At 36.3% G+C, this 14,213-nt stretch carries 15 protein-coding genes; 14 read left to right on the forward strand and 1 reads right to left on the reverse strand.

The window, feature by feature from the left end; genetic code table 11:
• Window positions 1-122: 122 nt before the first annotated feature.
• Window positions 123-2,396 (reverse strand): S-layer homology domain-containing protein, encoded by a 2,274-nt coding sequence (locus EK386_RS03800; protein WP_126657705.1) that lies wholly within the window; start codon window positions 2,394-2,396, stop codon window positions 123-125.
• 196 nt (window positions 2,397-2,592) lie between these two features.
• Here EK386_RS03800 and der point away from each other — a divergent pair, with 196 nt between their 5' ends.
• The 14 genes from der (at window position 2,593) to EK386_RS03870 (ending at window position 14,149) form a co-directional block, all read left to right on the forward strand.
• Window positions 2,593-3,903 carry a ribosome biogenesis GTPase Der gene (der, locus tag EK386_RS03805; RefSeq protein WP_126657706.1) on the forward strand — a complete coding sequence of 437 codons (1,311 nt, stop codon included), beginning with the start codon at window positions 2,593-2,595 and terminating at the stop codon, window positions 3,901-3,903.
• A gap of 22 nt (window positions 3,904-3,925) precedes the next feature.
• On the forward strand, window positions 3,926-4,939 hold the full coding sequence (locus EK386_RS03810; protein WP_126657707.1) for an NAD(P)H-dependent glycerol-3-phosphate dehydrogenase: 1,014 nt from the start codon (window positions 3,926-3,928) through the stop codon (window positions 4,937-4,939).
• A gap of 316 nt (window positions 4,940-5,255) precedes the next feature.
• Window positions 5,256-5,516 carry a DUF2768 domain-containing protein gene (locus EK386_RS03815; protein ID WP_246027570.1) on the forward strand — a complete coding sequence of 87 codons (261 nt, stop codon included), beginning with the start codon at window positions 5,256-5,258 and terminating at the stop codon, window positions 5,514-5,516.
• Between the two features lie 31 nt (window positions 5,517-5,547).
• Window positions 5,548-6,267, forward strand: coding sequence for a YphF family lipoprotein (locus EK386_RS03820; RefSeq protein WP_179965995.1), 720 nt, complete (start codon window positions 5,548-5,550; stop codon window positions 6,265-6,267).
• A gap of 134 nt (window positions 6,268-6,401) precedes the next feature.
• On the forward strand, window positions 6,402-7,880 hold the full coding sequence (gene spoIVA, locus EK386_RS03825) for a stage IV sporulation protein A (RefSeq protein WP_126657708.1): 1,479 nt from the start codon (window positions 6,402-6,404) through the stop codon (window positions 7,878-7,880).
• Between the two features lie 202 nt (window positions 7,881-8,082).
• Window positions 8,083-8,355 (forward strand): non-specific DNA-binding protein Hbs, encoded by a 273-nt coding sequence (gene hbs, locus EK386_RS03830; RefSeq protein ID WP_053994313.1) that lies wholly within the window; start codon window positions 8,083-8,085, stop codon window positions 8,353-8,355.
• A 414-nt stretch (window positions 8,356-8,769) separates the two neighbouring features.
• Window positions 8,770-9,339 (forward strand): GTP cyclohydrolase I FolE, encoded by a 570-nt coding sequence (gene folE / locus EK386_RS03835; RefSeq protein WP_126657709.1) that lies wholly within the window; start codon window positions 8,770-8,772, stop codon window positions 9,337-9,339.
• A gap of 57 nt (window positions 9,340-9,396) precedes the next feature.
• On the forward strand, window positions 9,397-9,618 hold the full coding sequence (gene mtrB / locus EK386_RS03840) for a trp RNA-binding attenuation protein MtrB (protein ID WP_126657710.1): 222 nt from the start codon (window positions 9,397-9,399) through the stop codon (window positions 9,616-9,618).
• A gap of 71 nt (window positions 9,619-9,689) precedes the next feature.
• Window positions 9,690-10,433 carry a heptaprenyl diphosphate synthase component 1 gene (locus EK386_RS03845; RefSeq protein ID WP_126657711.1) on the forward strand — a complete coding sequence of 248 codons (744 nt, stop codon included), beginning with the start codon at window positions 9,690-9,692 and terminating at the stop codon, window positions 10,431-10,433.
• Between the two features lie 139 nt (window positions 10,434-10,572).
• Window positions 10,573-11,277: a demethylmenaquinone methyltransferase gene (locus tag EK386_RS03850; RefSeq protein WP_126657712.1), complete on the forward strand. Its 705-nt coding sequence runs from the start codon at window positions 10,573-10,575 to the stop codon at window positions 11,275-11,277.
• 18 nt (window positions 11,278-11,295) lie between these two features.
• Window positions 11,296-12,270, forward strand: coding sequence for a heptaprenyl diphosphate synthase component II (gene hepT / locus EK386_RS03855; RefSeq protein ID WP_126657713.1), 975 nt, complete (start codon window positions 11,296-11,298; stop codon window positions 12,268-12,270).
• Between the two features lie 121 nt (window positions 12,271-12,391).
• Entirely contained in the window at window positions 12,392-12,808 is a 417-nt protein-coding gene (gene ndk, locus EK386_RS03860) for a nucleoside-diphosphate kinase (RefSeq protein WP_126657714.1), read from the forward strand.
• A 188-nt stretch (window positions 12,809-12,996) separates the two neighbouring features.
• Window positions 12,997-13,272: a hypothetical protein gene (locus tag EK386_RS03865; RefSeq protein ID WP_179965996.1), complete on the forward strand. Its 276-nt coding sequence runs from the start codon at window positions 12,997-12,999 to the stop codon at window positions 13,270-13,272.
• Window positions 13,273-13,378: 106 nt separating this feature from the next.
• Window positions 13,379-14,149, forward strand: coding sequence for a CheR family methyltransferase (locus tag EK386_RS03870; protein WP_126657715.1), 771 nt, complete (start codon window positions 13,379-13,381; stop codon window positions 14,147-14,149).
• Window positions 14,150-14,213 lie beyond the last annotated feature (64 nt).

The raw sequence follows: 14,213 nt of genomic DNA on the forward strand, positions 1-14,213 counted from the left end.
TTCAATCGTATGCTTACTTCGCCCCATAAAAAATACCCCCCAATAGATAAACAGATTTTGTTTTTTCATCTGTCTACCTATTGGGGAGCATATCACATCATACCCATTACGTGTTTTTAGTTTTACTTCATATTTGTTCTTAATACAAACGTTTTTGGAAGGTTTGTTTTTGGGGCGATTTCTTCACCAACAATTATTAAATTACCTTTGTAGTTAAACAGATAAAAACCTTCGCCATCTAGTTTGTATGTGTCCAAAAGTGTAAAGCCTGCATAATCGTATACGAAAAGTAAATCGTCAATTGTTAAATAAAACTTTGTTAATTCGTTATTAAAGGCAACATCGTAAAATGCCGTATCTAATTCCGTAACAAATTGCATATCCGTTGATTTTAAACGACTTGCTGTAAAGATCGTTCCATAGTTATTAAAGATATATTTTCCATCTGGCGACAATGACATGTGTGGTAAAAGTTCGTAATCACCATGGTATGGCGAATCAGCGCCTGCTGTAATCATGCCGTTAGAAATCGAGAAGACTTCCATATCTCTAGGTGAAGAATCCGAATCGACTGCATAAATTCGATTTTTACTTGGGTGTAAGAAAATAGAGCTTTGTTGGCGTATCATTTGTGATGACACTTCTTTTCCGGTTTCTTTATTATAACTTTTAATCGTTGTCCATTGACCTGAACCTGATGAAACATAGAAATAGTTATCATCTGCTACGATATCATATGGATCTATTTTTATATTAAATTTATTTTTAATTTCAAATGTTGCCGTATCAACAATAGCAACTGCACCTTTTTGTAATTCATCCCACCAATAAGAACTATGCTCACCCTGTAGTAATGTAATATAAAGCTCACCATTTGCATAGAATAGGCTTTCTGCTGGTTCATCAAAGGATAATGTTTTTACCTCATTTGTTTCATAGTTAAATGAAATGAGCTCTCCATACGTATTAATTCCATAAATGATAGGTTGGTTATTGTCATGTACTACATCAATAAATAGTTCTGAAGTGGTTTGCTTCATTTCTGCTAATAATTGCAACTCACTAGGCGTAGGAGGATTTACTGGAATATATTCATCTAGTTCTGGAATTTTTTCTTCTTCATTTGAACTAGGTTCGTCCTCTTCTTCAAAGTAGATTTCTGGCATATCGCTAAAAGCTTCCGTTTGAAGTGCTGCAAATTTAACTGCTTTAAAAGGCTGTAACATTTGGGCAACATAATCGGATGTAACGGCAAAGTTCAATTCTTCCATCCCAAAAGAGTTCATCCCAATAACAAACCCTTTCATATTGAAAAGGGGCCCTCCTGAACTACCGAACGTAATTTGTGCAGTGGATTGAATGACATTAACAGTACCAAATTCATCTCTAAATGTTTGTTTGCCAGAAACAATCCCTTCCGTTACGGAATTTTGCAAACCATATGGACTACCAATCGCAACAACTTTTTCACCTATTTTGATCGAATTGTAGCTAGCAAGAGGTAAGGCAGGATAGCTAATTTTTCCAGCCGGCTTTACTAAGGCAAGGTCAAGGTATTCATCATATGCAACAACACCTTCAAGCTCAAATTCCTCGCCATCATTTGTAATGGCCACTGCTTTAACACCGCCACTGATTACGTGCAAATTCGTAGCAATTAGTTGATTTCCGACGATAAAACCGCTACCCTGTGAAATCAATTCGTCATTTTCATCATAAAGTTCTATAATTAAAACACTTTGTGCAAAATTCGCAATTGTTTCTGTATTATGCGAAAAACTAGGATAGCTAACAAAATCTCTGTCTAATAGGCGAGCTAAAAAGACGGCAAAATGCGCTCGTTTTAATGGTTCATTCGGTCGGAACTTTCCGTCTGTTCCTCCAACCGTAATGTGATGACTTGCTAAAGTGTCGATGTATGGATACATGTAATGACTTTTTTTCACATCAGGAAAAGAATATGGAGATGTCCCTTTTAACTGGTAGGCATTGACAAGAATAATTGCCATTTGTCCTCTCGTAAGGGTTCCATTAGGATCGAAGCGACCATCACCTTTTCCAGAAATGATGCCAAGTTCAGCCGCTTTGGAAATGGCGTCATATCCATAACTTGAAGGCGTGACATCTTTAAAATGGGGGTTAGGTGCATCTTTTAAATCGACGCCCATTTCCCTTAAAATCATTTGGACTGCCTGAAGCCGTGTAATAGGGTTATTAGGACCAAAATTCCCATTCCCATAGCCATAAATGATTCCTTTATTATTTAGAAACATGATTTCTTCTTTAAATTGCACTACATCGGGAAAAGTCGTGTTTGCCTGGACTTTGTCGCTTATCGGTATAGTAAAAATAAATATAAGACTAAATAATATATAAAATTGTGACAATCTTTTCACATATGCAGCTCCTCTCTATTTTCTACTATATAATAATAGAGTTTAAGGCAATTAGCTTGATGTAAGTTATGGCAAAAAATCTTATAGAAATTACTATTTCCTTATTGTATTTGGCATTTTTGAAGTGAAAAAATGATATCCACAATAATTTCGTGTATAATACGAAAAGATAAGAATTTGGAAGGATGAAGTACAGATGACAAAACCAGTAATCGCCATCGTAGGTCGTCCGAACGTTGGAAAATCAACAATATTTAATCGTATTGTTGGTGAACGGGTATCAATCGTGGAAGATATTCCAGGTGTAACGCGTGACCGCATCTATAGTTCGGCAGATTGGTTAACACATGAATTTAACATAATTGATACAGGTGGAATTGAAATAGGAGACGAACCATTCCTAGATCAAATTCGTCAGCAAGCTGAAATTGCTATTGACGAGGCAGATGTCATTATTTTTATGACAAATGGACGTGAAGGGGTAACATTAGCGGATGAACAAGTGGCTAAAATTTTGTATAAAACAAAAAAACCGATTGTTCTAGCAGTTAATAAAATCGATAACCCAGATATGCGTGAAATGATCTATGATTTCTATTCCTTAGGCTTTGGGGAACCTTTCCCAATTTCAGGATCTCATGGGTTAGGTCTTGGGGATTTATTAGACGAATGTGCGAAACATTTCCCGAAAGAAGATGAAGAGCAATATCCAGATGAAACAATTAAATTTAGTTTGATTGGGCGTCCAAATGTAGGGAAATCCTCATTGGTAAATGCATTTTTAGGACAAGAGCGAGTGATTGTTAGTGATGTAGCAGGAACGACACGCGACGCCATTGATACGCCATACTCTTATGATGGACAAGACTATGTCATCATTGACACAGCCGGGATGCGTAAAAAAGGGAAGGTTTATGAAACGACAGAGAAATATTCTGTGTTAAGAGCCTTAAGAGCCATTGAACGTTCCGATGTTGTTTTAGTTGTATTCAATGCAGAAGAAGGTATTCAAGAACAAGATAAAAAAATTGCCGGATATGCTCATGAAGCAGGAAAAGCAGTCATTATCGTTGTGAATAAGTGGGATGCCATTGAAAAAGATGAAAAAACAATGAATCATTACACACAACAAATTCGTGAACATTTCTTATTCTTACACTATGCACCAATTATTTTCGTTTCAGCTAAAACGAAACAACGCGTACATCAAATTTTAGAAATTGTACAACGTGTAAGCGAAAACCATGCAATGCGTATTCAATCATCTATTTTAAATGAAGTCATTGAAGATGCCATTGCACGTAACCCAGCACCAGCAGATAAAGGGCGCCGTTTACGTATTTACTACACAACACAAGTTGCAGTGAAGCCACCAACATTCGTTACATTTGTAAATGATCCAGAATTAATGCATTTCTCTTATGAACGGTTCCTAGAAAATCGTATTCGTGAAACATTCGATTTTGAGGGGACACCAATTCGTTTAATTGCACGTGCACGCGAGTAACGAAACTTAAGGGGGTTTATAGATGGGTAATGTAACGGTTTTAGGTGCAGGTTCTTGGGGAACAGCTTTAGCAATCGTTTTGGCTGAAAATGGACATAATACCCTATTATGGACACATCGTGAGAACCAAGCAAACGAAATTAATGAAAAACATACAAATCAGCAATACTTACCAGAAATCATGTTACCGAACAACTTATTTGCAACAAGTAACTTAGAAGAAGCTGTAGCTACTTCTGAAATGGTCGTTGTGGCAGTGCCGACAAAGGCAATCCGTGAAGTTTGTGAAAAAATGATGACGTTTTTAACAAGGAAAGTGCTATTTGTTCATGTATCTAAAGGGATTGAACCCGATTCACTTATGCGAATTTCTGAAATGCTCGAAGAAAGCTTATCACCAACTGTTATCGAAGACATTGTTGTGTTATCAGGCCCTAGCCATGCAGAAGAGGTTGTCTTACATCACCCAACTACGATTACGGCTGCAAGTAGCAACTTACATGCAGCGGAAAAAGTTCAAGATTTATTTATGAACCAATATTTCCGTGTCTACACAAATGATGATGTGGTCGGTGTTGAGTTAGGTGGCGCGTTAAAAAATGTTATCGCGCTTGCGGCGGGTATTTCGGATGGGTTAGATTATGGAGATAATGCAAAAGCGGCATTAATTACCCGTGGACTTGCCGAGATCACTCGATTGGGCGTTAAAATGGGCGGTAACCCATTTACATTTGCAGGACTTACAGGAATGGGCGATTTAATCGTGACATGTACAAGTGTTCATTCGCGTAACTGGCGAGCGGGTAATCTGTTAGGCAAAGGCATGAAGCTCGAGCAGGTGCTAGATGAAATGGGTATGGTAGTTGAAGGTGTTCGAACAACTAAAGCGGCCTACCAATTATCATTGAAATATGAAGTGCCAATGCCGATTACGACAGCTCTTTACGATATTTTATTTAATAGTAAAGATCCGAAAGTTGCGGTAGATGAATTAATGATTCGTATGAAAAAACGAGAAATTGATGATTTGCACTAAAAAGAAATTGGAGAGCCGCAGTTTAGTATGGTTGATTATAAGTTAGGCAACGGTTCTCCGTTTTTCTTACTGAATAAGAAAGTATAAAATTTCGAGTTGGAATTAATGTCTAGCTCCAGCACCCTAGCCCCTCGGAAACTTCAACTTCCTCCTACACATGCAAGCATGCTTGTCGGAAGTCGAAAGAATTTTCGGGGCTCGCGCGAGGGTGCTTCCGCTTTTCCTATGTGGAGGTATATAAATTGTACCTCCTCTTCTTTTGATTTCTTTTTGTCGAAATATGATACATAAAAGTTTTGAAAGGTGGTTTTTCAATTTGTATTTACCATTTATTTCAATGGACCGATTTGTACTAGCTTCCTCCAGAGGACCACTTGCAAGTATGCATTCTCTTGATGTGATGTGGGTTTCTTTCTATTCAATTGGAGCCATGTTAATCTCGGTTCTAATCGTTTCAGCAGCACGTAAATGGGTGAACAATGGCGTTTTATCGTTCATCATCCGCCTGTTTGCATTTGGCTTATTTGCAATAGGATCACTGTTAATGGTACTTGTTGTATTTACATGGCCAAATTAATATTACGATGTCAAAAGAGGTGAAATAACCAATGAAAAGAAAATGGAGCATGTTCGGAATTCTTCTAATTTCATCAATCCTATTATCTGGGTGTCTATTCCCTGAAGAAGAGAAGGCTGGTAATCAAATACCTTATCAAGATCAATTAGATGCGGTCCAAACGGCTGTTGAACAATTCCAAGCCGATACAGGTGTACTTCCTATTAAAACAAGAGATATGGAAACAGATATCTTTATTAAATACCCAATTGACTTTTCGAAATTAGTTCCGAAATATATGGCCAATCCACCTACAAACTCCTATGAAAAGGGTGGTATTTTCCAATATATCATTTGGGATGCAGAAGAAAACCCAACCGTCAAGTTAGTGGATTTACGTGCAGCCGAAAGAATTCGGGAATTAAATATTTATTTTATTGGAACACTTTATCCAACATTTAAAGAAAAAATATCAGATTATATTTATACAATTGATTACGAGAAAATTGGAATAAAAGAAGAAATAACGGTGCCAAGTCCATACTCGAATAATCATCTACCTTTAATTGTTACAACAGAAGGGGATATTTTTGTTGATTATTCCGTAGATATGAATTTATTCTTACAAGATAATAACTTGAAACCAGAACCAGGGGAAGATATTCGTTATTTATTAGTAGATAAATATCCGGTTGTTCCAGCATATTCTTTACCATATACAGTTGATGAAAACAACGAGCCTGTCTTTATGTATGATCCAACAAAAGAATAAAATATGATTAGGTAGTCATTAAACTGCTAGCAAACTCGTACACTATTAGTGCAAGTGAGCTAGCTTTTTTTATTCATTATTTCATATTTAATGAAACCTAATCATAAACTGAATTACGTAAAGGAGGAGCTACAATAGGCGAAGAAATCTTTCATCAAATAGCAGAAAGAACGAATGGGGACGTATATATTGGTGTTGTAGGGCCTGTGAGAGTCGGAAAGTCTACGTTAGTGAAAAAAATGATGGAGTCCATTGTGCTCCCAAATATTAAAGATGAAGAAGATCGCAAACGAGCACTGGACGAGCTGCCACAAAGTTCACCTGGCCCTGTTATTATGACCGCTGAACCTAAGTTTGTTCCTGCACAAGGGACGGAAATCACAATAGGGGAAAGCGAAATTCCTTTCCGCATTCGTTTTGCTGATTGTGTTGGGTATGTGATTGATGGTGTAAAAGGGTATGAAGATGAAGATGGTCCAAGATATGTAAATTCTCCATGGAGTTCAGAAGCAATTCCATTCCAGGAAGCTGCAAAAATTGGTACGGATAAAGTGATTCGTGATCACGCAAATATTGGCATTGTCGTGACGACGGACGGTACGGTCAATGGGATTCATCGAAACGCTGTGGAAGTAGCAGAGGAACAAATTGTAGGTGAATTAAAAGAATTTGGTAAACCTTTTGTTATTGTTTTAAACTGTCAAATGCCAGGGAATAACTATACGCAATCTCTACGTAATGAGCTACTTGAAAAGTATAGCGTACCAGTAATTCCAGTAGCAATTGATAAAATGTCTATTAATGATATGGAATATATTTTAAAAGAAGCGCTATATGAATTCCCGATCGAAGACATTCAAGTAGAGAAACCAGATTGGCTAGATGTACTTGATATGACGCATCCGCTAAATTTAACGTTGTCGGATGCAGTGGGGAACGTTTTAAATTCCATCACGAAAATCCGTGATGTTTCTCAAGCGGCTAATGAGCTTCGTGACATTGATTTTGTGGAAGAAAGTGAAATCGAGCGAGTGGATGCTGGGCTGGGTGTTGCCACAGTTCGTGTTACATTAAAACCTGAAATTTATAAAGCGGTTTGTAATGAATGGCTCGATTCGCCAATTGATACGAAAAAAGATTGGCTCTTATTTATTAAAGAGGCAGCAGAAGCAAAACAAGCTCATAAACGTTTCAGAGAAGCAATTGAGGAAGCAAGTGATACAGGTTATGGTGTAACTTTACCAACAATGGAAGAGTTTGAGCCAAGTGAACCGGAAATTATTAAACAAAATAATTTCTATGGTGTTCGCATGAAGGCGTATGCACCTTCGTACCATATTATCCGTGTGGATATGGAAACGGAATTTGCCCCATTAATTGGTACCGAATTCTATAGCCAGCAGCTTTTAAAGGATTTACAATATTCTTATAACCATGATCGTGAAGCTTTATGGCAAACGCAATTATTTGGTACAACTTTACATGAGGTGTTAAAAGAAGGTATCAAATATAAAATGAATGCTGTACCACCAAATGCGAAGAAAAGAATGCGTCAAACAATCGAACGAATGGTTAATGAAGGTGAACGTGGTTTAGTAACTTTCATTATTTAAGATTGTTTAAAATAAGAATAATTGGGATAAAATAGTAACAGGATTTTTCATTTTACAGGTGAAAAGTCCTGTTATTTGTTTTTTATGTGAAAAAAAGCAATTTTATATAGAAAAACATGGACAAATACAGTTGCACCAAGGATTTCTATATGTTACTCTTTTTACATGATTTAGCTCTACCCTTTGAGAGGAGGTGAATGGTGTGAATAAAACAGAATTAGTAAACTCTGTTGCTGAAGCTGCAGGTCTTTCTAAAAAAGACGCTTCTAAAGCAGTTGAAGCTGTATTTGATACAATTCAAGATGCTCTTGCAAAGGGTGACAAAGTACAATTAATCGGTTTTGGTAATTTCGAAGTACGTGAACGTGCTGCTAGAAAAGGACGTAATCCACAATCTGGCGAAGAAATCGAAATCGCTGCAAGCAAGGTACCTGCTTTTAAACCAGGTAAAGCTCTTAAGGATGCTGTAAAATAAAAATTGTGCGCAAGTTACATAGAGCAGTCGTCATGGACAAGCATGATGACTGCTCTTTTTACATTTACATACATAGGTAAAAAAGCGGAATCTAATACATACGAATTTTCTAAACTAATTCAACTAACTATAGGGCAAAATAGCGATGAATTGATTATTCATGCGCGGGTTACTTTAAAAAAGAAGAAACGCTTTTTTCGAAGAGAACCAATATGTTATGATTTAATTTGGCAGTCTTTTTTTTGAAGGGAAATATAAATTTTGGACTTTGAACAGTGTGTAGCAGCGAACGCTAGCTCGTCGACAACTTCGGTGTTGTCTGCAAGGGCAAAAAGCGCCCTTTTGTCAGCTCCTCTAGTTGTTGTCGGAGCTTTCGCGAGCGTTCTTCGCTTTTCGAAGAAGGAGGATAATATTATGTCGAAAGTCGATTTAAATAAAATAGAAGAAGCAGTAAAAATGATTTTAGAAGCTGTTGGGGAAGATATAGATCGTGAAGGGCTATTAGATACACCGTCACGAGTAGCAAAAATGTACGAAGAAATGTTTAGTGGTATTCATGAAGATCCAAGAGAATATTTTAGTACAGTTTTTAACGAACAACATGAAGAATTAGTTCTAGTGAAAGATATTCCATTTCACTCTATGTGTGAACATCATTTAGTGCCATTCTATGGAAAAGCACATATTGCCTATCTTCCGAAAGAAGGAAGGGTAGCTGGATTAAGTAAGCTTGGTCGTTGTGTTGAATCGGTTGCTCGTAGACCACAATTACAAGAACGAATCACAGCAACAGTTGCCGACGCAATTATGGAAATGTTAGATCCAAAAGGTGTATATGTTGTGGTAGAAGCGGAACATATGTGTATGACAATGCGCGGATTAAAAAAGCCAGGAGCGAAGACAGTTACATCTGCAGCTCGTGGTGTTTATGGGGAAGATGACGTTTTACGACGTGAAGTGATTTCATTTATTCAAATGTCTTAATTAAGGTAATTGATTGTGGTATGATGTACAAGAATATGTTTAAGAGGAGCAAATACAATGACACACCCTGACTATATTATCATTGAAGCAGAAGAAGATGGCGTTCATGTAATCGGTTTAACAAGAGGAACAGACACAAAATTCCATCATTCAGAAAAGTTAGATGCTGGAGAAGTAATGATTGCTCAATTTACAGAACATACTTCTGCAATGAAAATTCGTGGGAAAGCCAAAATCTTTTCAGCTCACGGTGTAATTGAAAGTGGGACAAAAAAGTAATTTTTGGATGATGTAATAAACAAATGCAATTGAAAAATCAAATTGCACATAAGTGGAATGGAGTAATATCTATGGATGCAACATACATTCAAGAGTCAATCGAACAATTCAAAACAAATATTTTCATGCATGTTCGTCATAGAACATTACTGCGTTATGTTGGAACACCAGTTTTAAATGAAAATCAATTGTTTTACTTGTTGTTACCATTTCTAAATGGAGAAACATGGAATGATCAAATTGGTGAAAGTGCGATTACAGTAGGGATTGTACATGCTTCACTAAATGAACATGATAAAATAAATGAAAACAATGCAACAACTAAAGAGCAACAATTAACGGTCTTATCAGGTGATTACTATAGTGGGCGTTACTATGAGATTTTAGCTCAAGTAGGCAATATACCATTGATTAAACAATTATCAGAAGGAATTGCCAATCGTTGTGAGCATCAAATTAAAGTTTATGAATCAAATTCCTATTCTTTAGATGAGTGGTATGAAACAATTTCCGTAATTCAAACTGAGTTAATTAAACGCTTTTATCAAGTATATGGGTTTGAACAGTATAGTACATTCCTACATACCGACTTGTTGTTGCAACAATTACAAAAGGAAATGCAACATATACAAGATGGGCATTACTCTTCAATCATGAGAAAGATGAGTGACAGTGCTCTAGCAGATGGGAAGTCTCTTGAACAAGAGCTACAAAATAAAATAGATGCATTAAAAGATTTACTCGATGAAAATCTTCGTTCGTCTATTTTAAAGGACGAACTAAAGCTATACATAAAGCAAAAGGTTGCTTTTTAAAAGTATAAGTATAAAACTTTGGATTTAGAACAGTGTCTAGCGAAAGCCACCCTAGCCCCTTTCGAAAGAATTTTCGGGGCTCGCGCGAGGGCGCTTACGCTTTTCTTATGAAGTGATAGGAAGAAAGGTTCTGAAAAAGATGGCAAAATCAAAAGAAGAGCACGTTCACGAGGTATTTGAAAGTATATCGGAAAGTTACGATAAAATGAATTCCGTTATTAGTTTTCAACTTCATGTGAAATGGCGTGAAGATACAATGAAAAAGATGGACGTCAAGCCGGGTTCGAAATGTCTCGATGTTTGTTGTGGTACAGCAGATTGGACTATTGCATTAGCAAAAGCTACCGGTGAGAAGGGTCTTGTCAAAGGCTTAGATTTTAGTAAAAACATGCTGAAGGTTGGCGAGCAAAAGGTAAAACCCTACCCTCAAATAGAGTTACTCCACGGAAATGCCATGGAACTGCCATTTGAGGATAACACATTTGATTATGTAACGATTGGTTTTGGCTTACGTAATGTACCAGATTATATGCAAGTACTACGTGAAATGAATCGCGTATTAAAACCAGGTGGAATGGCCGTATGCTTGGAAACGTCTCAATCGGAAATTCCGGGTTATAGACAACTATTCCGTTTCTATTTTAATTATATTATGCCACTATTTGGAAAGGTTTTTGCAAAAAGCTATAAAGAATATTCATGGCTACAAGAATCTGCAAAAGACTTCCCAGGAATGAAAAAGTTAGCGAAAATGTTTGAACAAGCGGGGTTCCGTCAAGTAAGATATAAAGGCTATAGCGGTGGTGCAGCAGCAATGCACATGGGCTTTAAAAAACAAATCTAGGGGGAGAAGGTTTCAAGCGTGGAAAAGATGAAGTTAAAATTACTCTATTCCGATTTGAAAGCGGATATAGACATCATCGAAAAAGAATTAGAAATAGCGTTAAACTCGTCTTCGCACTTGATAAATGATGCCTCTCTCCATCTACTACAAGCGGGCGGTAAAAGAATACGCCCAGTTTTTGTTTTAATTAGTGCAAAATTTGGGCATTATAGTATTGAACAGGTAAAAAATATTGCTGTGCCGCTTGAATTAATTCATTCAGCATCACTCGTTCACGATGATGTAATTGATAATTCTGATTTGAGAAGAGGTCGACATACTGTAAAAGCACAATGGAATAATCGCGTTGCCATGTATACAGGTGATTTTATTTTCGCACGTGCTTTAGAGTATGTAACATCGATTGAAAACAAAAGAGTCCATCAAATTTTAGCCAAAACAATGGTTGAAATTTGTAACGGCGAAGTGATCCAAATTGAAGATAAGTTTCGCGAAAATCAAAATATAAAAGACTATTTCCGTCGTATCAAGCGGAAAACAGCTTTATTAATTGAATCGAGTTGTGAGCTAGGTGCTGTAGTAAGTGGGTTGGATGATAAAAATGTTCGACATTTGAAACAATTCGGCTACTATGTCGGCATGAGTTACCAAATTGTTGATGATATTTTGGACTTTACTGCAACAGATAAAGAATTAGGAAAACCTGCTGGCAGTGACCTGTTACAAGGAAACATTACGTTACCAATTCTTTTATTAAAGGATCATCCAACAATTGCAAAATTTATTGAACTTGCCCAAAAAGGTGAGGTAACAGAAGAGCAACGTAAAGAAATGTTAAATATTGTGCGAAAATCAGATGCCATTAAACAAGCTATCACGGTTAGCAATCAATATTTACGAAAAGCTTTAAAAGAAGTGGATGCATTACCGAATCATCCAATGAAGAAAAAGCTGCGAGATATTGCTTTATTCATCGGGAAGAGAAAATTCTAACATCAAATTTCTACAATTTACCTTAGTTTAAATTGTAAGAGTTGATGAATGTATGTTATTTTGGTAATATTTATCGGTAGGTGTAATGCCTTATTCAATTTGAAGGAGTGTATATTAAATTATGGCAATTGAAAAAACGTTTTTAATGATTAAACCAGACGGCGTACAACGTCAAGTAATCGGAGACATCGTTGACCGCTTCGAACGTCGCGGATTTGAACTAAAAGGTGCAAAACTTATGGTTGCTTCACGTGAAATCGCAGAAGCTCACTACGCAGAACATGCTGAAAAACCATTCTTCGGTGAATTAGTTGACTTCATCACTTCTGGTCCTGTATTTGCAATGGTATGGGAAGGCGAAAGTGTAATTTCTTTAGCTCGTATCATGATGGGTGCTACAAAACCATCTGACTCTCAACCAGGTACAATCCGTGGTGACTATGCTGTAACAATTTCTGAAAACGTAATCCACGGTTCAGATTCACCAGCTTCAGCTGAACGTGAAATTAGCTTATGGTTCGGTGGAGAACTAGTTTAATCGACGAATAACAATCGAGAAAACATCAAGAGTAACTATTGCACCTGTGATAGTTGCTTTTTTTATTTTTGTTAAGTTCGTTTTGCATAGATTGTTAATATTTGTCTGCAGTGTTACGGATGAATTTATAATGAAATAATTGAAACTCAACTTAAAGTAAAACGTACCTATTCATAGGAGGTTAAATTATGGCAGATTATGTAATACTCGTATTAGGAATTGTAACAATTGGTGCTGCAATACCAATAACCGCAATCATCACCCATTATTTTAGTAAACAATCAAAATTAAAGTTAGAAGTGTTAAAGCAAGAGATTGAATTAGAAAAAGTACGGAAAGATAATTATTTAATTGAAACGGAAAAATTACGATTAGAAATAGAACAGACAAGGCAACAATTATCGTTGGATTCAGCACTTCATATACCAACCCAGCTACCATTAGGAGATATAAGAGAACAATAATACCTTGGATATGTTCCTAAATTGTAGATTGTTGAAATGAATTATTTCAGAATTTATAAATTTCAGCTATAATAAATTTACGACAATCGAGGGGAAAGATGGATAAATGTCAGATTATCAGCAATTCATAGATGGTATAAAAAGAAAAACGGGAATTGACCTCGCCCTATATAAAGAAGCACAAATGAAAAGACGTTTAACATCATTATATGAGAAGAAAGGTTATCGAAATTTTGTAGAATTTTTACAAGCACTGGAAAAAGATAAAGATTTAATGAATGAATTTTTAGACCGTATGACAATCAATGTTTCAGAATTTTATCGCAATGGGAAACGTTGGGAAGTATTACAAAACAAAATTTTCCCATTATTATTGCAATCAAATAAAAGACTGAAAATCTGGAGTGCGGCATGTTCTACTGGAGAAGAGCCCTATTCAATTGCGATGGTTTTATCTCATCACTTACCTTTATCCCAAGTTCAAGTAACGGCAACGGATATTGATGAAAATGTCATTCAAAAGGCGAAACTAGGATTATATCCAGAACGATCCCTTGCAGAAGTACCTAAGGAAGTGAAAAGTAAATATTTCCATCAAGAAGGTCAGTTTTATAAAGTAAAGGACGAAATTAAAAAAACCGTTACGTTTAAAAAACATAATTTATTAAAAGATAGTTATGAATCAAGTTTAGATCTCATTGTGTGTCGTAATGTGATGATTTATTTTACTGAAGAGGCGAAAGATCAAATTTATCAAAACTTTAGCAAGTCATTACGCTCTGGCGGAATATTATTTGTTGGCTCTACCGAACAAATCTTTAACCCAGCCCGTTACGATTTCGAAGTAGAGGATACGTTCTTTTATCGAAAAAAATAGTTTGTCCAATTTGGGACTAGCGCTTTTCGAATAATACGAAGAGCGTTTTTTTCAAATTTCTAAA

Origin of the sequence: Lysinibacillus antri, assembly GCF_003977595.1 — a bacterium.
Lineage (GTDB): Bacteria > Bacillota > Bacilli > Bacillales_A > Planococcaceae > Ureibacillus > Ureibacillus antri.

Excerpts from the sequence above, each read along its gene's own strand:
- der (WP_126657706.1), top strand. The coding sequence starts at position 2,593 with ATGACAAAACCAGTAATCGCCATCGTAGGTCGTCCGAACGTTGGAAAA.
- EK386_RS03810 (WP_126657707.1), top strand. The coding sequence starts at position 3,926 with ATGGGTAATGTAACGGTTTTAGGTGCAGGTTCTTGGGGAACAGCTTTA.
- EK386_RS03820 (WP_179965995.1), top strand. The coding sequence starts at position 5,548 with ATGAAAAGAAAATGGAGCATGTTCGGAATTCTTCTAATTTCATCAATC.
- folE (WP_126657709.1), top strand. The coding sequence starts at position 8,770 with ATGTCGAAAGTCGATTTAAATAAAATAGAAGAAGCAGTAAAAATGATT.
- mtrB (WP_126657710.1), top strand. The coding sequence starts at position 9,397 with ATGACACACCCTGACTATATTATCATTGAAGCAGAAGAAGATGGCGTT.
- EK386_RS03845 (WP_126657711.1), top strand. The coding sequence starts at position 9,690 with ATGGATGCAACATACATTCAAGAGTCAATCGAACAATTCAAAACAAAT.
- EK386_RS03850 (WP_126657712.1), top strand. The coding sequence starts at position 10,573 with ATGGCAAAATCAAAAGAAGAGCACGTTCACGAGGTATTTGAAAGTATA.
- ndk (WP_126657714.1), top strand. The coding sequence starts at position 12,392 with ATGGCAATTGAAAAAACGTTTTTAATGATTAAACCAGACGGCGTACAA.
- EK386_RS03865 (WP_179965996.1), top strand. The coding sequence starts at position 12,997 with ATGGCAGATTATGTAATACTCGTATTAGGAATTGTAACAATTGGTGCT.
- EK386_RS03870 (WP_126657715.1), top strand. The coding sequence starts at position 13,379 with ATGTCAGATTATCAGCAATTCATAGATGGTATAAAAAGAAAAACGGGA.